Annotated in this window: 14 protein-coding genes; 5 read left to right on the top strand and 9 right to left on the bottom strand. The window is 47.9% G+C overall.

The window, feature by feature from the left end:
• Positions 1 to 10 precede the first annotated feature (10 nt).
• Positions 11 to 3,136, bottom strand: a complete 3,126-nt coding sequence (locus tag KTO58_RS06585; protein ID WP_095840136.1) for a sensor histidine kinase — start codon at positions 3,134 to 3,136, stop codon at positions 11 to 13.
• A 217-nt stretch (positions 3,137 to 3,353) separates the two neighbouring features.
• Here KTO58_RS06585 and KTO58_RS06580 point away from each other — a divergent pair, with 217 nt between their 5' ends.
• Together KTO58_RS06580 and KTO58_RS06575 are read left to right on the top strand one after the other, a co-directional pair.
• Positions 3,354 to 4,439 (top strand): beta propeller repeat protein, encoded by a 1,086-nt coding sequence (locus KTO58_RS06580; protein ID WP_095840137.1) that lies wholly within the window; start codon positions 3,354 to 3,356, stop codon positions 4,437 to 4,439.
• A 305-nt stretch (positions 4,440 to 4,744) separates the two neighbouring features.
• On the top strand, positions 4,745 to 7,138 hold the full coding sequence (locus KTO58_RS06575) for a glycoside hydrolase family 31 protein (RefSeq protein ID WP_095840138.1): 2,394 nt from the start codon (positions 4,745 to 4,747) through the stop codon (positions 7,136 to 7,138).
• A 444-nt stretch (positions 7,139 to 7,582) separates the two neighbouring features.
• Here the strand turns inward: KTO58_RS06575 and KTO58_RS06570 are convergent, their stop codons facing one another.
• On the bottom strand, positions 7,583 to 10,042 hold the full coding sequence (locus KTO58_RS06570) for a TonB-dependent receptor (RefSeq protein ID WP_095840139.1): 2,460 nt from the start codon (positions 10,040 to 10,042) through the stop codon (positions 7,583 to 7,585).
• Positions 10,043 to 10,211: 169 nt separating this feature from the next.
• On the opposite strand from KTO58_RS06570, the gene KTO58_RS06565 reads away from it, so the two are divergent.
• Positions 10,212 to 11,219, top strand: coding sequence for a sensor histidine kinase (locus KTO58_RS06565; RefSeq protein ID WP_095840181.1), 1,008 nt, complete (start codon positions 10,212 to 10,214; stop codon positions 11,217 to 11,219).
• Positions 11,212 to 11,898, top strand: coding sequence for a LytR/AlgR family response regulator transcription factor (locus KTO58_RS06560; protein WP_095841681.1), 687 nt, complete (start codon positions 11,212 to 11,214; stop codon positions 11,896 to 11,898). The genes KTO58_RS06565 and KTO58_RS06560 overlap by 8 nt, the downstream gene beginning before the upstream one ends.
• 16 nt (positions 11,899 to 11,914) lie before the next feature.
• Here KTO58_RS06560 and KTO58_RS06555 read toward each other — a convergent pair whose 3' ends face one another.
• The 3 genes from KTO58_RS06555 to KTO58_RS06545 form a co-directional block, all read right to left on the bottom strand.
• Positions 11,915 to 13,141 (bottom strand): hypothetical protein, encoded by a 1,227-nt coding sequence (locus KTO58_RS06555; protein WP_157753153.1) that lies wholly within the window; start codon positions 13,139 to 13,141, stop codon positions 11,915 to 11,917.
• 24 nt (positions 13,142 to 13,165) lie between these two features.
• Positions 13,166 to 14,650, bottom strand: coding sequence for an apolipoprotein A1/A4/E family protein (locus KTO58_RS06550; protein WP_225860094.1), 1,485 nt, complete (start codon positions 14,648 to 14,650; stop codon positions 13,166 to 13,168).
• A gap of 524 nt (positions 14,651 to 15,174) precedes the next feature.
• Positions 15,175 to 15,798, bottom strand: coding sequence for a toxin-antitoxin system YwqK family antitoxin (locus KTO58_RS06545; protein WP_095840144.1), 624 nt, complete (start codon positions 15,796 to 15,798; stop codon positions 15,175 to 15,177).
• 206 nt (positions 15,799 to 16,004) lie between these two features.
• On the opposite strand from KTO58_RS06545, the gene KTO58_RS06540 reads away from it, so the two are divergent.
• Entirely contained in the window at positions 16,005 to 16,901 is an 897-nt protein-coding gene (locus tag KTO58_RS06540) for a DUF4382 domain-containing protein (protein ID WP_095840145.1), read from the top strand.
• A 72-nt stretch (positions 16,902 to 16,973) separates the two neighbouring features.
• On the opposite strand, the gene glgB is transcribed toward KTO58_RS06540, so the two are convergent.
• The 4 genes from glgB to KTO58_RS06520 all read right to left on the bottom strand — a co-directional run bounded on the left by glgB (position 16,974) and on the right by KTO58_RS06520 (position 23,397).
• On the bottom strand, positions 16,974 to 18,932 hold the full coding sequence (gene glgB, locus KTO58_RS06535) for a 1,4-alpha-glucan branching protein GlgB (RefSeq protein WP_225860093.1): 1,959 nt from the start codon (positions 18,930 to 18,932) through the stop codon (positions 16,974 to 16,976).
• Between the two features lie 91 nt (positions 18,933 to 19,023).
• Entirely contained in the window at positions 19,024 to 20,763 is a 1,740-nt protein-coding gene (locus KTO58_RS06530; RefSeq protein ID WP_095840146.1) for a DEAD/DEAH box helicase, read from the bottom strand.
• An 88-nt stretch (positions 20,764 to 20,851) separates the two neighbouring features.
• Entirely contained in the window at positions 20,852 to 22,162 is a 1,311-nt protein-coding gene (gene rimO, locus KTO58_RS06525) for a 30S ribosomal protein S12 methylthiotransferase RimO (RefSeq protein WP_225860092.1), read from the bottom strand.
• 356 nt (positions 22,163 to 22,518) lie between these two features.
• Positions 22,519 to 23,397, bottom strand: coding sequence for a cupin-like domain-containing protein (locus tag KTO58_RS06520; protein WP_095840148.1), 879 nt, complete (start codon positions 23,395 to 23,397; stop codon positions 22,519 to 22,521).
• Positions 23,398 to 23,844: the final 447 nt, after the last annotated feature.

The following is a 23,844-nucleotide window of genomic DNA, read 5'->3' as shown; positions in this document are numbered from 1 at the left end:
CAAATTTATATTAATTTAACGGTATATCTAGAAAAACTATCGTTCCATTCTGTGAAGTAATATCTGCATGCCCACCTACGGCCTGCATGCGCTTCTGAATATTTTTCAGACCGTTGCCGAATAGCCTTACTTTTTCCTGGTCGAAGCCTTTTCCATTGTCTTTGATGACGATGGTCATATTCTTTTTGACTTCTATGGTGATAGTTACTTCGGTGGCTTTGGCATGTTTCATAACGTTGTGCAGTGATTCTTTGACGGCCAGGTAGATATTCCGGCGGGTGCCGCCGCTGAGTTTTATATTGGGAATTGTTTCCGGGATGTTAAACTGGTGGGTGATATGCGCGTGTTCCAGGAAATCGGCTGCGAAGCTGCGCATGTATGCGATCAGGTTTTCGAGGGAGTCATTAGAGGAGTTCATGGCCCAAATGATTTCGCTCATTTTATCGACCAGTTCGCCTGCGGATTCTGATATACGTTCAATTTCCCTGGTTTGTGAGGGGTCTTGTATCTTTCTTTTGGCGATCTCGCTGAGGAGGCGGATGGTGGAGAGGCCGGATCCCAGGTCGTCGTGCATATCGCTGGAGATGCGGGCTCTTTCCTGGTCTACGGCCTGTTCTTTTTCCAATTTCAGTTTTTCGTGGCGGATCTTATAATCCAGGTAGAGGGTACTAAAATAGTAGGCGATGCCCAACAGGAGCAGCAGGAGGAGGAATCGGAACCAGAGGGATTGCCAGAAGGGTATTTGGATGACGATCTCCAGTACGGTCGGGTTCTTGTTCCAGATATCATCGTTGTTGGAGGCGCGGACGTTGAAGGTATAGTTGCCCGGGCGGAGGTTAGTATACCTGGCCATGCGGAAGGTGCCTGCCTGTACCCAATCTTCATCGGCGCCTTCGAGTTTGTATTGTACCTTGTTTTTCAGCGGGTTGGTATATTCCAGCGGTACGAATTCGATGGCGATGGTATTATGATTATATGGCAGAACGACCCGTTTGAGCAGGGAGATGGTGGTATCGGATTCGTAGGGTTTGTCCAGTACTTCCATTCTTTTGATCACGACATGCGGTTCGAACGGGTTGTTGCGGAAGTTTTTGGGATAGAAACCATTGACGCCTCTTATGCCGCCGAAGAACAGTTCTCCGTCGAGGGATTTAAAGTAGGCGCCGGTAGTAAATTCATTGGATTGAAGGCCATCTTCATGATTATAAGTAGCGATCTCGTCGGAGACGGGGTTGATCTGGGACAGGCCTTTGTTGTGGCTGATCCAGATGCGGTCTTTATCGTCGAGTAGTACGCCGTAGATATGATCGTTAATGAGTGAGGGGTAATCGTAGCTGTTGTAGTGTTTGATAAGCCGCATGGCTTCGTCGAAGATGAATAATCCGCGGGAGGTGCCGAGCAGTAGTTGTTTATGTGCGTTTTTGTTGATGGAGCGGACGTTGGTACCTGCGGGCAGTGCGATTTGTTTCCAGGTGGAGCCTCCTGCGTGTTTGCAGTACAGGTTGGCTTTGGTACCTACGTATTGGTTGCCCATGAAGTCTTCGAAATAGCTGGTCAGTATCTCTCCCGGGAACTGGTGTACGATGGCTGTTTTGTATTCCCGGCCTGGCTGGGATAGTAGGAGCAGGTAGCAGCCATAGTTAAAGTACAGGTCGCCATTGGTGCGTTTGCACAGGAAAGCGAAGGGGTTTTCCTGGTGAGGGAGGCCCAGTTCGTGGATGGTGGGGGTGATATCTTTGAATTCTTTGGTCTGGACGTTGAAGAGGCCGAGGTGGCTGGTACGGAAGTAGAACCAGAGGCGTTGGTAGTCTTCGCGGCAGATGGCGCTGAGTGTGTTATCGGGGAATTTGCCTGGTGTTTGTTCGTTGGATATGCGTTCTACGAACTTCCCTCCTTCTCCATATATATCGAGGCCATCCTGAAGGAGGCCGACATACAGTTTGCCATTATCGTGCCGATAGATGGCTTTGACCATATTATGTGTGATGTAGGGGGATCGGTAGAGATTGAAGACTTTTTTATGCGGTGCATATTTCTTTACGCCATCGCCATCGGTGCCTACCCACATATTGTCTGCTGCGTCGCGGTAGAGGGAGAGTACGTTATTGAGGGACCTGGTTTCGAAGGTGTTGAAGCTGACGATGTGTTTAATGATCTCGTTTTGGCGGATGTTATAGATAAGTACCCCATCGTTGCCACCTATCCATACGTTGCCTGCGTGGTCCAGTTCCGTGGTATAGGGGGTGAAGGGTTCACCCAGGTCGTTATTGATATCGAATTCCAGGTCCGAGAACTGGTTGAGTCTTTTATTGAACATTACGATATGGCCGTTGCCTACGATGACCAGGGAGTCGTGGTTCAGGTTACGCATGACGGGATCGCCGGTGATACCTGGCAGACAGTAGCTGGTGAGGCGGAGGGAGTGTATGTTCATGGCCATGAGTTCTCCCTGTTCGAAGTTGAGCCATATGTTATCGCCATCTTTGAGTACGCATTGGGGGTATATGCCTTTGCGGGAGATGGCGGGCGGATAGAGGATGATACGTTTTACTTTCCAGGTGTTGTTATCCAAGACATAGAGACCTTTCATGGGTCGCCATACCCAGAGTTGCTGTGCGGCGGTATCTTCTCCCAGGATGGAGAATTTGGACATGGCATCTCTTTCCTGTTCGTTGATCCAGGAGGGATCGTCGAGTACCTGACGGAAGCTGTTGCGGTATTTATCATAGAGGCTGATGCCATTGTTGTTGGCGAGCAGCAGTTGTTGTTTGGAGGTGGTATAGAAGGTGTATCCTTTATATCCTTTGAGGTCGAAGCGGTTAATGACGGCTTTGCCGCCGCTGCCGGCGCGGGGTACGAGGTCGCCTTTGCCTTCTCCGTTCTTTTCTCTGACGGCGGGTTTATAGCGATATTCATTGAATACGTATCCATCGAAGCGGTTGACGCCATCGCGGGTAGCCATCCACATGAACCCCTGATTGTCCTGGATGATATCATGTACGCTGCTTTGGGAAAGGCCTTCGTTGACGCCATAGGCATCGAATATGTAGGGCTTATCTTGTGCATATAATCCAGTGCCGGCAAGTAAGCACAAGAGTATCAGGAATAGCGTATTTATCTGGACCGGTTGATGCACTTCGATGTTTGGTTATTATGACAGCAGGTTAAAAGGCTGATTGCAAATATATAAATCTGCTCCACACTTTCTAATGATTTTGTATTTTTCTTGCTGTATCCGGCGGCGGGTCATCTGCATTGAAAGACAATAAGATGATAAGGGTCGCGGGTCTATGTCAGTTATGCTCATATGAAGATATGAGTTTGTTATTACCCGATATTCAGCTAATATGTTTATGTCTACAAAACTGTTTTTGTTGTCTATGGCCCGTGATGTACGCGGCTTTTTATTGTTATTGACCTTCGCAGGTGCAAGTATTTTTCCGGCGCGGGTGGCTGCGCAGGGAGGGGGTGTTTTGCCGGAGATACAGTCGTTGGTGAAGGGACCTATTCAGAGTATCCGCGGGATGAGTGTGGTATCTGACCAGGTGGTATGGGTATCGGGGACGGAGGGTATGGTTGGTCGTAGTACGGACGGAGGTAAAAATTGGAGCTGGCAGCGGGTGGCTGGTTGTGACAGTTGCGACTGGCGTGATATATCGGCTTTCAGCGATCAGAAGGCTATTGTGGTGAATGCGGGAGCGCCTGCGCATATTTATGCCACTGCTGACGGCGGTATCAGCTGGCAGCGGGTTTATTTTAATGATGCGCCCGGTATTTTCCTGGACGGGATGGATTTTGCCAATGAGCGGGACGGGGTGATCATAGGCGATCCTATGGGAGGCCGTTTCTTTATGTTGCGTACGAACGATGGTGGGCAGCATTGGAGGCCGGTGGACGGGCCAGTTGCGGAGCAAGGGGAGGCGCTATTTGCGGCTAGTGGCAGTGGTATTCGTTTATGGCCAGATGGTACTATTTATTTTGCGACTGGCGGTACGGTGTCGCGTTTTTTTGTATTGGGCCGGAAGCATACGGTGAGTTACAAGCTGCCGGTGGTACAGGGCGAGGCCAGTACGGGTGTATTTTCCCTGGCATTTTATGATAAACGTAAGGGCATTGCCGTAGGCGGTGATTATATGAAGGATACGGTACGGCAAGGTAACTGTGCGTTGACGATGAATGGGGGACGTCGGTGGGAGTTGCCGGTGGGGACGCCTTACGGCTATCGTTCTGCTGTCGTATATATAGATGCTCACCGGTTGCTGGCGACGGGTCCGGGGGGTACGGATATTTCGCTGAACGGCGGAAAAGATTGGCGTAATATTAGCAGAGCGGGGTATCATGTGGCACAGCGGGCTTTGCATGGGCGGGTGGTATACCTGGCGGGTCAGGGGGGCCGTATTGCGAAGGTAGTAGCGGATAGTGCGGGAGATCGCAGGTAATAAAAAGGGGCTTCCTGGAAAGGTATAGCCCCGTAAAAAATAGGTTAAAGCAAAAAGTATTATTGAAGTTAACAAGTAAAATATATATTTCCGGTAGTTTTTTGTTAACCGATGAATATAAGCGGTAAAAGCTATAAAAACTGCCGTCATCGCCAACAGTAGCTATCAAACAATTTTTATTAACTTGGCCGCCGAAGGACCGGTATGACCCGGGAAAGCGGATGCCGGTGTAACAGATCAAAGCACGCCTGCATCTGTGGACTGGCATGACGGAGCGCACTATGGCCATCAAGTAAATGTGAATTATGCAAGTAACTACCTCGTCAGGAAAATATTCGATCAAACATTATCCCGATACTGTCAAGGACTGGAAAAAGGAAGGTAACTGTTTCTGTTTTTATACGACGGAGACGATATTGGAGGTAAGGGTGATTTCGGATAAGATCATTCGTTTCCGGTATGCTGCGGACGGTAAGTTCCAGCGGGACTTTTCGTATGCGACCAGTGACCGGCTGGAGGAGTCGCCGGTAGATTTTGGTATTCGTGAGTTTGAGGAGGTATTTGAGATCTATACGGCGGCGGTGAAGGTATTTATCGCCCGTGACAATCTGCGGCTGACGATCACTGACTTGGAAGGGAAGATCATCAATCAGGATGAGATGGGTTTTCACTGGCAATATTACCTGCAGAAGGGCGGTAAGATTGTGTATTGTAGTAAGCTGATACAGGACGGGGAGTGTTTTTACGGTCTTGGGGACAAGCCGACTGATCTGAACCTGAGAGGTAAGCGGGTAGAGAACTACGGTACTGATGCCTATGGTTATCAGAAGGATACGGACCCTTTGTACCGTAATATTCCTTTTTATTACGGTTTGCATCAGGGTATTGCCTATGGTATTTTCTTTGACAATACGTTCCGGACCATTTTTGATTTTGGCAAGGAGCGGGATGATGTGAATAGTTTCTGGGCCCGTGGTGGTGAGATGAACTATTATTTCATCTATGGGCCGGAGTTGCTGGAAGTAGCGGCGTCGTATACGCGGATTACCGGCACGGCGGAGTTGCCGCCGATGTGGGCATTGGGTTATCAGCAATGCCGATGGAGTTATTATCCGGATACGCGGGTACGGGAGATTGCTGCGGAGTTTCGCAAGCGGGAGATCCCCTGTGATGTGATCCATCTGGATATTGATTATATGGAAGGGTATCGTTGTTTTACGTGGAGTAAGCAGAACTTTCCTGATCCGGAGGGGTTGATCAAAGATCTGGGGGACCAGGGTTTTAAAGTGGTGGTGATCATTGATCCAGGTATTAAGGTAGATCCTGATTATAAGATATACCAGGAGGGTACGGCGAAGGATTATTTCTGTAAGCGTGCGGACGGTGCGTTGATGGAGGGGGATGTATGGCCCGGAAAGTGTGTATTTCCTGACTTTACGAACCCGGAGGTACGGGAATGGTGGGCCGGGTTGTTCAAGAGTCTGGTAGATAAAGGTGTACGCGGGGTATGGAATGATATGAACGAACCGGCGGTCTTTGAGATGGGTAGTTTTCCGGAGGATGTGCGGCATGATTATGACGGGGAGCAGGTAAGTCACCGGAAGGCGCATAATATTTACGGACATTTAATGAGTAAGGCGACATCTGCGGGGATGCGGAAGTACCTGATGCCGAACCGGCCGTTTGTGATCACGCGATCTTGTTATTCGGGTTCGCAGCGTTGGTCGTCGGTATGGACGGGTGATAATGTTTCCAACTGGGAGCATTTATGGCTGGCGTCGGTACAGTGTCAGCGATTGTCTGTGTCTGGAATTTCTTTTGCGGGCAGTGACATTGGTGGTTTTATAGGGGAGCCTGACGGGGAGTTGTATACCCGTTGGATACAGCTGGCGGTGTTCCATCCATTGATGCGGACGCATTCGGCCAGTAACGAGACCGGATTTAACCAGGAGCCTTGGAGTTTCGGCAGCAAGTATGAGTTTATCATTAAAAAGTTCATCCAATTACGTTATCATCTCCTCCCCTACCTGTATACTACTTTCTGGCAGTATAGTGCTTATGGTACGCCGATGTTACGGCCGCTGGCATTTGTGGATCAGTTGGATGCCAATACGCATAATCTCACGCATGAGTTCATGTTGGGCGATTCGTTGCTGATCAGTCATGTGAATGAGGCTGGTATGAAGGAGAAGGAAGTATATCTGCCTAAGGGGCAATGGTATTATTTCTTTAACGACAAGGTGTATATGGGAGGACAGACAATCAAGATCGCTACGCCGCTGGATGAGATGCCATTATTTGTGAAGGCGGGGGCGGTATTACCTCAATATCCGAAGATACAGCATACTGAGCAGCGTAATATAGAGGAGATGTTCCTGAATGTCTATTACAGTGAGGAGTCGGTATCCAGTGTGTTGTATGAGGATGCGGGCGATCATTATGGTTATAAGAACAACCAGTATAACATTATCCGGTTCAAGCAGGTGAGTAATAAGCAGCAGTTCCTGTTGAAGAAAAAGTATTTTGGGCGGTATGATGCTTCTTACAAGAAGCATCGGGTGATGGTACACGGGCTTCCTTTTGAGCCGAAGGAGTATGTGCTGGATGGTAAGGTATATAAGCTGAATGCCCGTAACTATGCGGTAGGTGTGGTAAAGGTAGTGGTAGACCGGGGATTTGAGGAGTTGATATTGCGCTAGTTTAAAGATTATTGTTTAATAAAAAAGGAACGCTTAAAGCGTTCCTTTTTTATTGTATAAAGTCTTTAGTGGGGTATTGTATAGTTGGAAAGGATTAGTAAAAAAAAGGCACTATAGATTGAAATCTCAGTGCCGGTTCATAACCTATGCCAACTTTAGAGTAATACGAAAATAGCGTGAATACTTGTGCGGACAAAATCACAAGGGCTTCTAAGGCCAAAATGAACAAAATGAACAGGCGAATAGCGCTTTGACAACGCGGATAAACTATCCGGATGCCCGTTTTAGTTGGTTTTGGCGGCATTTCCGGGGGAAAGCGGGTGTTAGGGAGAAAGAGATGCGCCGCAAGGAATTGCGGCGCTTAATTTTACTTTTATACATTCAGAGCGAATGTATTTAAGCTAAACACTAGACTAACAAACAAGGGTGAAGTGGTTATATGGACTAAAAACCTCCAGGTTTGGGTCCTTGGCGGCTACCTTTGGGAAGTCTTCCTTCCTCTTCTTCTTTTTCTTCTGCCGGTTCATCTTTAGGCGCCTTTTTTTGGCCAAAGCGCCAGGTGAATGTGAATTTGGCCACCCGCGATTCGTATTTGCTTTGGAAATACATGGGTGTTTCTTTACCGGCGATCTCTGCCCGGTAGATATTGTTATAGAAAATATCGGATAAGGAGAAGCCTATGTTGGCTTTTTCTTTCCATAGTTGTTTGCTGATACCGAGGCTGACCTCTGCCATAGGTTTGTACCGCATATTGCCGTACAGCCCGCTGCCGGTGTACCAGCCATTGAATTCGAGGGTCAGGTCTGCCGGCAGGGAGATGCTGTTGTTGACGCTAAAGCCGAAGGACACTGCTTTTTCGTCGAAATGTTGTCCGATGAGCTGGGTGTTGTACTTAGCGATGTTGATATACACGCTATTGTAGTTCTGCCACCAGTCGGGTAAAGGTAGTGGGAACGACAAGGAGGCGTAGTAGTTGTGCTGGCGTGCGGCGTTGACGTTGGTGTTAACGGCCTGTAGTGCTCCATCCGGGCGGGTCACTACGAACAGGATTGCGTCGGTGACGAGGTTGTATCCTGCGACGAGGTCGACATATTTAAAGAACTGCTGCGACAGGCTGATATCGTTGGAGAACTGCGGTCTCAGGTATGGGTTACCTGTTTCTACGGTGTACGGGTCCCATACGCGTACGGCAGGGTTCATGGCTTGATAGTCCGGGCGTTCGATGCGGCGGTTATAGGCCAATGAGATCTTATAGTTATCACTGGCTTTGTATCCTATTCTGACATTGGGGAACAGGGACCAATAGTTGCGCTGTACCAGTTTACGATCGCTGGCGGAGTCGCCGGTGGTATTAGTGTATTCGGTGCGCAGGCCAGCCATCAGTTCCCATTTTTTGACGGTGAGTTCACCGGAGGCGTAGGCGGCGAGGATATCTTCCCGGAACCGGAAGCGGTTGCTCTGGCGGGGGTTTTTGATCCATTGTGTCCCTTTTTTGTCATCGGTGATCTGTTCGTAGCGGGTAGCGGCGGTGCTGCCTTTGATACCGGTTTCCCACTTTCCGGCTTTCTGGTTACCGATCTTTATTTCCTGTACGTAGTCGCTACGGAAGGTATAGAGGTCCATGCTTCCCGGGTAGCGGTTGCGGAAGCTATTAACGGGGCGGGTCAGTTGGCCTTTGCTATCCTTGTTTTCGATGGTATACAGGTCTTCTGTATTTGTTCGGAGGCGGGCGGTATGCAGGGAGGCGGAGAAGTTACGTCCCTCTTTCACTTTCCACTTATACTGCAGGGAGCCTGTGATGTTGGTTTGGGGGTTGAGGGAGTTGTTGACCTGGCTGGTAGTGGAGTCGACGATCCCTTTTTCGCCGAAAAAGCGGGTCATTCCCGGTGCGCTATAGGGCACGGCATTTTTCTCCATCGCTACCTGGAGGCTGACGGTATGTTTTTCTCCCAGGAACCTGTCGATGCCTATTCGGGCGGTATGGGAGGTGAGTCGTTCGGGGAAACGCTGTACCTGTTCCATAAAATAGGGTTTTCCATTTTCGGAGAGGTCGCGACGTGTGCTGTCCTGGTACCAGGAGCGATCAAAGGAGAAGGCGTAGGAGCCTGTGAAGTTCCATTTATCGGTACCATAGTTCAGGGCCAAGGTATGGTCTGTTTTGGCATACTGTCCCCAGCCAATACCTGAAGTAATGGTTCCATTGAGTCCTTTCCCGGTCTTTTTCTTGAATACGATATTGAGGACGCCGGCATTACCGGCGGCATCCATGCTTGCCGGTGGGTTGTTGAGTACTTCTATTTGCTGGATGGTAGTACCGGGCGTTGATTTCAGAAGATTTTTAAGCTGGCTGGCGCTCATATTGACCAGTTCTCCATCGAGCATGACGGTCACTCCTTTTTTGCCCCGGACGCTAATTTCTCCATCTTTACTAATGGTGACACCCGGGATGTCTTTCAGTAATTCGAAGGCGGACTGGCTTTGGGCGACGGTACTTTGTGCAACGTTGACGGTTGTTTTCCCCGGATCGATGCTGATGCCGGGTTTTCTGCCTTTGATGGTGACGCCCTGCAGGTGTTTATCGGCCGGGAGGAGGCTGATGAGCAGGGAGGTATGTTGTCCGTTGCCGGGTAGGGTCAGCGGAAGATACCGGGTTCGGTAGGTGATGAAACTGGTTTGCAGGAGATACTTGCCGGCGGGAGGAGTTTCCAGTCGGAAATGGCCGGCGGTATCGGAGAGGGTCGCCTTGACCAATTGGGTATCTTTTGCGTGTTTGAGCATAATGGTGGCACCTGGTAATGGATTGCCGGCGTCGTCGGTGACCCTGCCCATAATGGCGGGTCTTGTCTGTGCGGCACCTGACAAGGAAAAGAATAACAGGAATGCTACAGTAAGAATCAGTTGCATGGTTTAAGTTTTCCGTTTAAAACGGATACAAAATTTCAGCTTCTTTTGTGGTCTTTCAAATCAAAGTGATCAAACTCTGGTGGCAAATGATGAATCTCATACATCAGAAATTTCCCTGCCATTCCGGCATTTGCTTGTAACTTTCCGTCCGGAAATATGAAGCGGATGTATGAAGCAATTTTTATCTAACAGGTGGTTGACGAATGTGTTGTTCCTGTTATTGATACTGGCGGTAAGTTTTTTGATTACCAAGCAGTATGAGCCATTTGAAAATTCCAGGACCTATCACCTGCACCATGCCAGCTCACTGGTATTGGTCTATATTATGACTGTACTGCATAATGCTTATCTCCTCCCTATTTATACGGAGAAACAGCAGTATTGGCGTTATGCGTTGTTATTAAGCTTGTGGCTGGGGTTAGCAACGTTATTGACGAACCGGTTACGGGTTGATATTTTCCGGATAGAGATGGACACGCTTTGGTTTGACGACCTGGTGTTCTGCATTGTATGTTTGTTTGTCGGCATTGGTATCTGGTTTCTGCACAGGCAGGCGACCGTACAGAATATAGAACTGAAGAACTCATTATTGATGCGGGAGAAAGAGATCCAGTATCTGCAAAGCCAGCTGAATCCTCATTTCTTTTTCAACACGCTTAATAACCTCTACGGAGTGAGTTTGCGCTACCCGGGTAAGACGCCGGGGTTGATACTCAGTATTTCGGAGCTGATGCGTTACCAGCTGGAGAGTTCGTTGAAGCAGCGGGTGCACCTGGTGGATGAGCTGCAGTTTATCCGTAATTATATTCACCTGGAGCGTGCGCGTGTAAAGCAACGTTGCCGTGTACACTTTAAAAAGAGAGGGAATGAGGACGGTCTGTATATTGCGCCGCTGATCCTGATCGGTTTTGTGGAGAATGCCTTTAAATACGGCCCGGCCAGTATGCGGGAGTCTTTCATCAAGGTGGAACTGACGGTAAGGGGACAGACCCTGACCTTTAAAATAAGTAACTCTATCCCCGAACATAAGGAATTGGTTTCTTCGATGGGTGTGGGGCTTAACAATGTAAAGCAGCGTCTTGCGCTGATGTATCCGGGCAAGCACCAGTTGCATGCTTACGAAGAGAACAAAGTATATTATACCACTTTAAGTTTAGTACTGAATGGCCATGAGTAAATTAACCTGTTTAATAGTAGATGATGAACCAGGCGCACACTATGTGCTGGAAGCCCATATTGCCAAAGTGCAGGCGCTGACATTGGCCGGTAACTGTTATAATGCCCTTGAAGCAGCGAACTTTCTGCATGGCAAACAAGTAGACATTCTTTTACTTGACATCAATATGCCGGAACTGAGTGGGTTGGATCTGTTAAAGACATTGATCAATAAGCCCCAGGTGATACTGACCACTGCTTACAGTGAGTTTGCGCTGGAGAGTTATGAATATGATGTGGTAGACTTCCTGCTGAAGCCGATCAGTTTTCCGCGTTTTCTGAAGGCAGTCAATAAGATCATCCTATCGGATAAGCCCTCTGCCAATAATGCCGCTACTACCTTATCGCTTAAAACAGGGAATAGCAGGACGACCGTATCTCTGGATGAGATCTGTTATGTACAGAGTATGGGTAACTATGTGAAAGTATTTACCGGCGAGAAGTGCCTGATCGTTAATGCGACGACTGCGGAGATGGAAAAGCAGCTACCGCCCGAGCGCTTTATCCGTATCCATAAGTCCTACATTGTAGCGGCGGACAAGGTGAATGCTGTATTTGCCAGGCATATTGAGCTGGACGGGACCGAGCTTCCTGTGGGACAGACTTTTAAAATGAATTTAGGTAAACTGAAGGAGCGGTAGGCCATGGAATGCAGTCTTATCTAATATGATTATCCGACATTTTCTGTAGTATATCTTCCATTCTTTTGCTGTGGGCCTGTAGTGCTTTTATCTGTTTATCCTGTTCTATCAGATACAGGGTAAGCTCTTCTACTTTTTTTAGCAGTTGTTTATTGATCTCTGCGACATCCATTCCTTTTGTTTCCATTTCAGTAGCGGGAGGTATTTCAGGCAGATGTTTGTTGACCGTGATAAAGTCTGCGACAGACTGTAGTGAAGGCAACTGGTAGTTGTCATGGAATACATAATCTGGCCAGTTGATAACCTTTTTCACTTTCAGGCTTTCGGTGATTGTGTTGCCGGCTACGGCCAGTTTGTAACCGAAGGTGTTGTTGGTACCGATAGCAAGGTCTCCGGTGGCGGTGATGATCATAGCAGGGCCTTTCGTATATGTCTGTCCTTCTGTGGCCGGGGATGGTGGCTTGGTATAGAAGATAACGCTGCCCTGGAATTCGTGTCCGTTGCCTGGAATTGCGATGGCTGCTCCTGACATTGTGGGGTGACTTTTAGCGGTGTATAGGGTGCCATTATCCAGGAACAGGTTACTGCCAATCAGTATTGAACCATGTCTGTCATATCCTACGTTTAGTATATTTTTTGCGGAAACAGCTACATATTCATCTCCTGTGGAGCCGAAGCTCATTATTCCACTTCTGATGGGCCCTGCTACGTTCAGTTTCTCCTGCGATGGATCGGTGCCTAAGCCTATATTTCCGTTGCCGGACATTTTCATAAGGGAGCCGTTTTCGCCCCACCAGTCAAAAGGAGTGCTGCCATATCCTTTAAAATAGGTGGTTCCATTGGTGGCAAAGAAAAAACGTTCTTTTTTCGCGGCATCGGTGTTCCAAACATCCAGCTTACGCGTCATGTAGTCGTCAGCATTGAAGTTCTGGGTGGTCCATATTGTTTTCCAGGCGGACCATTGCATATTGTCTATTTTGCTTCGGAAGCGGATATCTCCATTAAAAAATGTTTCCATTTGGAAAAGCCCGGTGGAGGATGGGTAGCTGCTGTTGTACTGTAATAGTGTGGAAGTGTGTTCACCCGGATGCAAAATGCCAAACACCCCATTTCCCGTCAGGTTGTTAATGTCTGATATCTGCTTTGTATCCTGGTATTTAAAGACGGATGCATCTTGTGCTTTCAGGGCACAAGCGATCGCCATGCAAGCGATGGTTAGCCTGGCAGTAATGAATAGCTTCATATTAATATAGGTATAATTAAGTGATCAGAAGGTATAACCCATACGTAGTTTGAGGGGTTCTGTACGAGGTGTATGCTGGTTATGCAGGAAGTCGTACAGCAGCATGATATTTCCTTTGAGTTTGCTGCTGATCTTATATTTTTTGCTGACACCGAGGAGGGCGCTTCCCTGCCAGTTATCGACACGAGTCAGCTGGTTGGTATTAAAGTATTGGCTATTATAGTTTTGTTCGAAGCCGCCGTTGACGAAGAAAGTGCCTTTCAGTTTATAGTCGGCGAACGAGCGTAGTCCGAGGCCCTGGTGGGAGAAGCGGATATCATTCCAGCCGGTTCCCATACCGAGGCGGTAGGAGGCGCCGAGGCCGATGCTACCATTCTTGCTGAATTTGTAGGCTACCTGGCCTGCGATGTCGCTGGTGGTTGGGAAGTATTTGCTGGATTTTTGGAATTGGATATTGCCACCGAATTCCAGACGTTGCAGGAAACTTTTGGATTTCATTTCATTGGGTTTGAAATTGGGCATGTCTCCGGCGTTGTCCAGGTCGGGGAATTTGCTTTTTAGTTCGTCGAATTGGGCGCGGGCGGCATCCATTTGCTGGCTGATGGCCTGTCGGGCGTTGGGGCCGCCGCTGCCTATGCGTTGTTGAATGAGTTGTTCGACCTGGTTACGGGTCTGGAGGCCTTCGAGGCTTTGAGCCAGGTTAGCGCTATTGCTTCCGCCGGGGAGGTTCAGGAAGCCTGCCCATTGGGAATTGCGCTGCATGAAGTCATTGAATGCAGGTGTTTTGCGGAGCAGCTCCATTGCTTTGGCTTCTGCCTTTTTACGATCTTTCAGGAGGCTTTTATACTCATTGACCTGTTGCATATAGTAATAAGCCTCTTTGTTGATCTTTTGCAGGTCTTTTGTCAGAACGGTGTACTGTGCCAATTGTGTTTTAAGCTGCTGGCGGCGTTCCCGGATAAAAGCTTTGACCTGCTCGGCGTATTGCAGTTTTGATTGCAGGTCTTTTACACTTTTAAGGGAGCCGCTGAGTTTGTCCTGCAGGGCTTTCGATTTGCCTATCAGTGCTTTAGAATCTTTGAGGAAGGAGAAGGAGTTCTGTAGGGTGTCGAGATATCCGGATCCTCCGGATACGTCAGCGACTTTACCGGCAAGGCCGGGTAATTTGCCTTTGAGGCGGGCTTTCATATTGCCCAGGGAGTCGATGGAGCGGGTAAAGATATTTTTAGCTGCTACGGAGTCGATCTTCCCTAATTTTTGCTGGAGGCGTTGTTCCTGTTTGAGAAATCGGGACAATGCTTTATCGGTTCTCCTGGTCAGTTGTTTTTGTAGTTTATCTGTTTTGTTGGAGACCTGGGAGAAGTATTTATCGGGCAATTGGGATAACTGCCGGGTGGTGCTATCTATTTTTTGTCTGGCGGTATCTATTTGCTGCCATGACTTCTCCTGTGCAAAAAGCACGCGTACCACACATAATAGTAACAAAGTAGCTAAGTAGGATCTAAACATATAAGTTTGCAATAGCGTACAGAAATATTAGTGTAAAGGTCGGGCGGTTGATTACATTGTATCTACGTAGCCAGGTATAGTCTTTAAAAATCCTTCGTAAAATCCAGGCAAATAAACGGCATTTTATTTTAATCCGCAAGTTTTACGGCGCTCCGGGCAAAACGCTTCCCTGCGGGGAGATACGCCTGACCTATTGTCACTAATATTCCTATCGCTATGCTGCCATCAATAAAATGAAAAGAAGCAGAAGGACACTAATGCACAGAAGACAAAAAAGGTAAAAAGGAATCTTAACACCAGGTCCACGCGAGGGTTTTCATACGTATTTTTCTTACGGTTCTCCATACGACACCACGATTAAAGGGTTAATAGATAATAAGCAACTCAGGTTAACAATATGTATTACTTTCTAAAAGTAGTTAAATTATGCTGATAATTGTCAAGTCTTTTTATTCATTTTGAGCTTATTGCAGGCTTTCAGTTAAAGGCGCAGTAAGGAGCTACATCTTTCTACGGGATGGTGATCAGGGTTTTGCGGAAGGTTTGGGCGTTGCTTTTTTATTTTGTTTTTCATGTGGCAACACCGATTGTTTTGGCGCAGTTGTAGCGGATGTAGCGGGAGCTGTTGTTGTATCTTCTGCGCCCATTTCTTCGGCGGTAACGGGTTCTCCTCTTTTGTAATATTCTTTGGTCATATGTCCTTCTTCATCGTACATTTTCCAGAGACCATGTTTTGCCGCATTGCCCATTCTTACAATAACGGTGGGTGTTTCAGCGGATGTCACCGGGTCTATGACCATAATAGTGTCACGTTGACCTTCAATTTCTGTAGCCAGTAATAGGCCTTCTGCGCTCTTTTTACCATTGGTATAGTAGTAGGTGCAATAGCCGTCCAGCACATTATTTTTAAACGTTTCCTGGGCGATCAATGCACCTGTTTCTGCATACTTTTTCCACAGGCCTTCTTTGCGTCCATTTTTATAATCTCCTTCCCAGGAATATCCAGGTTCCCCTCTCAGGCCGGGTATTTCTTCGATCCAATGTCCTTGTTTACGTTTTTGTGCATCTGTCTGGTTGGGCGCAGGTTGTTGAGCCATTGTGAGCAGCGTTACACCTTGCAGCAGCAGACAAAGGATCCATTTATTCATATTGCGTATTTTCTCACAAGTTAAATAAAATAATCATTTATATGTATTTCCTGCATCCAGGTAGCAGGCTCTTTAATTTGGGCGGCATAACATTTGCGGGCACTAAAGCAGTTACTCCGAACGTTTTTATAGCAGCGATAGACGGGATAAATCTCAGCCAGATCTATTTTCATTAGTCAGTCTACCATTACTTTAAACCATTCTTTATGAAAAACCATCTCCGTAAAGGGGTGTGGCTGGCGGCGTTACCTATTATATGCCTGCTGTTGTTCCATGCCTGTAAGAAAGATGATTCCTCCTCTCCTGCTCCGGTACCTGTGGGGCAACAACGATTACACATTTATCTCTCAGATGATCCTGGTTATTTTGACAAGGTGTTATTAGACATCCGGAAGGTGGAGGTCCAGATAGATACCTGTGTTAATAAGGACCGGGATGATGATAGTTGGGACGATAAGGACCGATGCTGGTGGGATGAAGACTATCATGGGCGTAACGATGACTGTGAGGTGTGGGATTCGCTGGGTATCCGGCCGGGGGTATATGATGTATTGTCTTTAAGAAATGGTACGGACACGTTGCTTGCCAACGGTAATGTACGTGCGGGACGGGTGGAAAAGCTACGGATCACGATCGGCGGCAATAATTCGCTGGTCAAGGATAGTGTTTCGTATCCGCTGAAAGCGATTGCAGGGCAGGCAAAGATCATTATACGGGTACGGCATAGTGAGTGGGAGGAGTTTACGCCTGACAATTTCCGGCTGTGGTTGGATTTTGACGTTAACCGTTCTATTATCCAAATGAGCAAGGGTCGGTTTATCCTGCGGCCGGTGATCCACGTCTTTACGGTGATCCGGACGGGTAGTCTGGCCGGGCGGGTGACGCCCTCGGAGGCTTTCCCTGTGATTTCGGTGTATAACCAACAGGATACTTTATATGCATTACCCTGGAGAGAAGGTGCATTCAAGGTACGCGGATTGAAGGAAGGCAGCTATAATTTGCTGGTGAATGCCTCGAATGGTTACCGGGATACAACGCTATCGGATATAAAGATCCAGCGTAATAAAGAGGTGAATATCGGGCAGATCAAGTTACGCAAATAACCTGGCCTATCTATACAAATACGGCCTGCTACCTTTTTGGTAACAGGCCGTTCCATTTATATGGTAATGTGTTTATGCTTTTTTAGATGGGGCTGGTATTGTCCTTTTCAGGATGGTGGCTCCCAGGGGTGGCAGGCGAAGTCGCAGTAAGTGCGGCTTGCCATTCCAGATAGCGGCGGTGGTATGGAGTGTACCGGTATTTACAACACCGCTGCCATGAAAGCGCGCATCATCGCTGTTTAAGACTTCTTCCCAGGAGCTCTGTTCCGGTAGCCCTATGTGATAGTCTTCGCGGGCTATTGGGGTCATATTCAATACCACCAACAGTGTCTCGGAAGCGTGTTCATTGGTACGGAAGTAGGCCAGTACGCTGTTGTCGTAGTCGGTTACGTTCATCCATTCGAAGGTTTCCGGTTCGAACTGGCGTTTGTACAATGCCGGCGCGGTGGTATATAGTTTATTCAAGGCTTTTACGTATTCCTGGAGGCCCTGATGTGTGGGGTGATGTAAGAGGTGCCAGCCTAGTTCGGTCTTATAGTTCCATTCTTGTGTCTGGCCAAATTCATCGCCCATAAAGAGCAGTTTGGTACCCGGGTGAGTGAACATATAGCCATAGAGTAAACGGAGGTTGGCAAATTTTTGCCAGTCGTCGCCCGGCATTTTATAGATCAGTGGTGATTTGCCATGTACTACTTCATCATGGCTGAGCGGCAGCATAAAGTTTTCGCTGAATGCATAGGCGATGCTGAATGTGAGTTGATCCTGGTGCCACTTGCGGTGGAGGGGATCTTTTTTGAAATAATCGAGGGTATCGTTCATCCATCCCATCATCCATTTCATGCCGAATCCGAGGCCCCCGAGGAAGGTCGGGCGGGACACGCCGTAGAAGGAGGTGGACTCTTCTGCGATTGTTTGCACATCGGGAAAGAGTGTATAGATGGTTTCGTTAAGATTTTTAAGGAAAGAGATGGCTTCGAGGTTTTCGGCGCCTCCTTTTTCATTGGGTTCCCACGCGCCTTGTTTGCGGGAGTAGTTCAGGTGGATCATGGAGGCGACGGCATCGACGCGAAGTCCGTCGATATGATATTTGTCCAGCCAGTAGATGGCGTTACTGAGCAGGAAAGAGCGTACTTCGTTGCGAGCGTAGTTGAATATATAGCTGTTCCAGTCCGGATGGTAGCCTTTGCGCATATCGGCGTATTCGTAAGCATGTGATCCATCAAAGCGATAGAGGCCATGGGCATCGTAGGGGAAGTGGGAAGGTACCCAATCGAGGATGACGCCGATACCTTCCTGGTGAAAAGCCTCTACCATGCTCATGAATTCCTGTGGTGTACCATATCTGGAGGTGGGGGCGTAGTAGCCGGTGAGCTGATATCCCCAGGAGCCGTCGAAGGGATGTTCCATGATGGGCATGAGCTCGACATGGGTGAAGCCCATTTCTTTGACGTAGGGTACCAGTTTGGCGGTTATTTCGGTATAGCTATAGAATATTTCATGATTGGAAGGATCGGGACGACGCCAGGAGCCGAGGTGTACTTCATATACGGAGAAGGGGCTGTGGAGATCGTTATGTTCATTACGTTGCTGCATCCATTGTTTGTCGGACCAATCGTATTCGAGGTCCCAGGTGATGGAAGCGGTTTGGGGGCGTTGTTCCCAATGCCATGCGTAGGGATCGCCTTTTTGTAGTTCTTCTCCGTTATTGGAGCGAATGAAGTATTTGTAGCGGGTTCCTTTGGTAACTTCTTTTACAAAGCCTTCCCATATACCAGAATTATCCCAGCGAGGTAACAAGGTGTGACTGTAGTGATCCCATTCGTTAAAATCTCCCATGACGGAAACGAAGGCGGCACCGGGGGCCCAGACGGCAAAATAAGTACCTTCGGCGCCTTCATAAGTGATGGGGTGGGAACCAAACTTTTCATACAAACGTGGGTGTGTACCAGCCTGGAATAACGTGATATCCTTTGCGGAGAATAAGGAGAACGGCTCTACAGGCTTTAACGTACGATAGGATTCTTCTGGCATAGCGGTAAGATAGGTTAAATTTTGTATAAAAAAAGGGAAAGCACTTATGGTGCTTTCCCTTTTCTTTTGGTGGGCGATGCCCGGTATTATTTTAGTTACTGAACTTGCGTTTGAAGGTTGGTTTTCTGCTACCTCCGCCGGCGCCACCTTCCCATGGGCGTTTGCGGCCACCATCTTCTCCGCGGGGAGGACGTGGGCCACCGCTGCGACGTTTGTCGCCATCCTGGGACATTTCGATCCTTACATTGCGGCCGTTGTATTCTACTTTTTTGAAGCTTTGTACTACGCTATCCACTACATCGTTTTCCACTTCGAAGAAGGAGTATACGCCTTTGAGGTCGATACGGCCGATCTTATTGCCGCGTACGCCTGTGTTATCACAGAGGTAGCGCAGCATGTCGCCGCGGGTGAAGTCGTCTACGGAGCCGAGGTTGATGAACAGGCGGGTGAATTTGCTGTTGCCTCTGCGATCGCCGCCTTCGAAGCTGCTGCTACGACGTTCTTCCTTCACATTCAGGTCAGGTGCATCCTGGTAGTATTCCAGGAACTGGTTGAATTCGAGGGAAGCGAAACGTTTGATCAGTTCTTCTTTGCTCATTTCTGCAAACTCTTCGTATATACGCTCCAGGTATGGTTCGATTTGTTCCTCGTTTACGGTTACGTTATGTACTTTATGCACGAGGCCAAAGAGTTGTTTTTCACAAACGGCGAAGCCATCGGGTACTTCGGATTTGATGAATTTTTTACCTATTACGCGTTCGATCTGGCGGATTTTACCGGTATCACGGCCGGTGATGATGGCGATAGAGATCCCTGATTTACCGGCGCGGGCGGTACGGCCGCTACGGTGGGTATAGTTCTCTACGTCATCCGGCAGTTCGTAGTTGATTACGTGTGTTACGTTGTCTACGTCGATACCACGGGCGGCTACGTCGGTAGCTACCAATACCTGGATAGATTTTTCGCGGAAGCGTTTCATTACCTTATCGCGCTGTTGCTGGGTAAGGTCACCATGGAGTGCATCGGCATTGTATCCGTCACGGATGAGGGATTCTGCGATTTCCTGGCTTTCTATTTTGGTACGGGTAAATACGATACCGAAGATCTCCGGGTTGTAGTCAACGATACGTTTGAGTGCGGCGTATTTTTCACGCGGGCGTACTACGTAGTATTCGTGTTCTATGTTGGCGTTACCGCTGTTTTTGTTACCTACAGTCAGTTCGAAAGGATCTGACATATAGTTTTGAGCGATGCGGCGTACTTCCTGTGGCATGGTAGCCGAGAAGAGCCAGGTTGTTTTGGATTCGGGTGTGTTGGAGAGGATGCTGTTGATGTCTTCCTGGAAGCCCATATTGAGCATTTCGTCTGCTTCATCGAGTACGGCGTAGCGTACGTTTTCGAAGTTGATGGCACCTCTTTCGATGATATCGAGCAAGCGGCCGGGGGTGGCCACGACGATGTGTGCGCCTCTTTTCAGCTCGCGTAATTGCTGGATGATGCTGGCGCCACCGTATACGGCTACCACGCTGACATCGCCCAGGTATTTGCTGAAGTTGCCCAGATCGCTGGCGATCTGCAAGCAAAGTTCACGAGTAGGACATAATATGAGTCCCTGGGGTTTTCTGTTTTTGACATCCAGCTGCTGCAACAAAGGCAGGCCAAAAGCGGCGGTCTTACCGGTGCCCGTCTGAGCTAATCCAACAAAATCCCGGTCGCCTCCCAATAATACAGGTATTGCTTTTTCCTGGATGGGCGTTGGCGCGGTGAACCCGAGATCCTGGATTGCTTTTAAAATAGGCTCCTGTAAGCCCAGTGATTCAAATGTAGTCATTGATTTGCTTTATGCTCCGTCCGGAGCTGTCTGTATTACTTAACTGTTTTCCAATACCTCCATACGCCGGTCTTTTACCGGTATGAGGTTAATCTACCAATTCTCCCTCCAGGTCATAGTCAAATGCCTTGGTGATCTTTACGTTTACAAACTCGCCGGGTTTAAGGCGTTTGTTGGTGTTGATGATCACTTCATTGTCCACTTCCACGGAGTCGAATTCCGTGCGCGCGAGGTAGCGGCCGGATTCTTTTTTGTCTATAATTACTTTAAATACTTGTCCTATTTTTTCCTGGTTCTTTTCGTAGGAGATCTCCTGTTGAACTTCCATGATCTCTTGTGCTCTCCGCTCTTTTTCTTCTGCAGGGATATCATCTTCGAAGGCGTAGGCGCTGGTTCCTTCTTCGTGGCTGTAGGTGAAGATACCTACTCTGTCGAATCGCATGTCTACCAGGAACTGTTTCAGTTCTTCCACATCTTCCAGGGTTTCTCCCGGGAAGCCGGTGATAAGGGTGGTACGCAGGCATATGCCGGGTACTTCAGCGCGGATGTTACGCACCAGTTCTTCCATTTCTGCGCGGGTGATCTGGCGTTTCATGGCTTTCAGCATGTTATCGGCAGCATGCTGGAGGGGCATATCGAGGTAGTTACAAATATTTTTATGTTCCTTCATGACCTCCAGTATTTCCATCGGGAATTTAGAAGGGTATGCATAGTGCAGGCGTATCCATTCCAGGCCGGGCACTGCTGCCAGTGCACGGAGCAGGTCTGCCAGGCGGCGTTGTTTATAGAGGTCGAGTCCATAGTAGGTCAGTTCCTGCCCTATGAGCATGACTTCTTTTACGCCCATTTTAACCAGCCTTTCTGCTTCCTGTACCAATGCTTCTATTGGTTTGGAGATATGGCCTCCCCGCATGAGTGGGATGGCGCAGAAGGAGCAGGTGCGGTTACAGCCCTCGGAGATCTTAAGGTAGGCATAGTGTGTGGGGGTGCTGAGTAAGCGTTCTCCCAACAGTTCTGCTTTATAATCTGCATCGAATTTTTTCAGGATCAGCGGGAGTTCCATGGTACCAAACCAGGCGTCGACGCCAGGTATTTCCTGTTCGAGGTCGCCGCGGTATCTTTCGCTGAGGCATCCGGTTACGTATACCTTATCGAGTTTACCTCTTTGTTTAAGATCCAGTTGCTCGAGGATGGTATTGATGGATTCTTCTTTGGCTTTGTCGATAAAGCCGCAGGTGTTTACTACTACGATGTTATGGTCTTTGCGGGAACTTTCGTGCACGACGTCTATATCGTTGGCCATTAGCTGACCACTCAGCACTTCAGAATCAACCATGTTCTTAGAACATCCCAGCGTAATAATGTTAACCTTGTCTTTCTTTAAAGTTTTTGTCTTCAAGCGCGAATATTTTATAGCATGCAGTTCATTTGACTGCTTACCGCCACGAAGACTTGAAAAAAACAGCAGGACTTACTGTAAGTGACTTTGAGCCTTAGTGGGGGTTGTGTAAGGAAGTTGCAAATGTAAACAATTCTTGTGAATTGTCAAGGAGGCGGTGTATCGGGAAGGGAACTATGCGGGAAGTAGGATAGAGTACTGATTCCAACAAATCTCACAATTAATTGATAATCAGATTGGATTAACATTTATTCCTATCTCTCTGATTCATTTAATTAACTATAAGACAACATAAGAAAAATAGTGCGCCCGGCCATTTATGACTACCGGGCGCGAGAAACATACATATGATACGGCTAGTGAACGCGTGTGCGGATGATCCGGTTTGCGCGTTCTTTAGCTATTTTGCGTTTGTAGTGGTACCACCAGCGGGGGGCCATTTTGATCAGGAGGTTATTCATTCCCCGGAGACCTACAATGTGGTAGAGGCCATTCAGTTTACCTGCCAGGGTTTCATCCAGGGCACGGAGGCTCATGGCGAATCCGCTATCCATGTATTCCATATGATGCCAGTATCCGGCGGGCATAAACATGGTCTCACCATGATTGAGGATAGTGGTATATCCATTTGCATAGTCGAGTGCCGGGAACTGGTCGGTGTCCAGCTTTTCATGCCAGTTTACGAAGTTAGCGGCGCTTTCTACGGTGCAAGGCATTCTGTAGATGTACGGTGATTGGTTATTTTCCAGCAGCAGTACTCTTTTCCGGCCGATGAACTGGGTATGGAAGATGTGGGAGAGGTCAATATCGTAATGCATATGCGCTACGGAGCCGGCGCCGCCTACAAAGAGCATAGGGTACTTTTTCAGGAACCCTTTTGCCAGGTGATCGGCCCAGGTGAAGTCCTCTACCAGCTGGGGAGCATGCTGGAAGATATTGAACAGGAAGATACGGAGGCTGGCGGGGCCTTTTTGTATCATGTCGAGGTAGTCGCCGAAGCGGATATATTCATCGGCACCATTTACGGGGGTATTTTCATCTGCACGCGTGTTATTATAAACGCCGACGGTTTTATCGCCGACGATGGAGTTGAAGTAACTCCAAGTCCATTTGTTCAATGCGGGCCAGTCCTTACTCAGGCTGGTGATCACGACGGGCTTACGCGGTATAAAATATGACTTTTTAAACTCCTCAGGAGTTATGTCCTCCACCCTGTCGATACTCTGTATATTCATGTATGAACTATTTAAATAAGGGTATAGAAAAACTATGAATTGATAATAAAGGAATGCGGTTTTTATTAAGCTAAGCTATGTTCCCAGGTGTCCGTAACGTTTTGTGCATACAGGGGCACTCTTTATGCTGATCCAACATGACACGGTCTTTTCAGGTATTTTTTATCCTCAAACACGCAAAGGTATTAAATCCGGACATATAAAATTAACGCCCCTATATACTTTGGCGCGTGTGAGGTACTTACCCGTAAAAATTTGTTGTTGTACAATGATCTTTTTTCATTTTTCCAGTCCTGTAGTGCCTGAAATATGTGTTTTTTTGCGATCTAATATCCCGCTGTTAGTGAGATACGGCTGATATTATAATTGTTGTGGTTTTAGAACGCAGCAATTTACGACAACTTTTATACCAAAAGCAAGCATTTTTGTCTATAGGAGTATTGACAA

It is taken from the genome of Chitinophaga pendula (assembly GCF_020386615.1).
Classification (GTDB): Bacteria; Bacteroidota; Bacteroidia; order Chitinophagales; family Chitinophagaceae; genus Chitinophaga; species Chitinophaga pendula.
The sequence above is the reverse complement of the archived record's forward strand: the minus strand, read 5'-3'. Positions and strand labels throughout refer to the sequence as shown.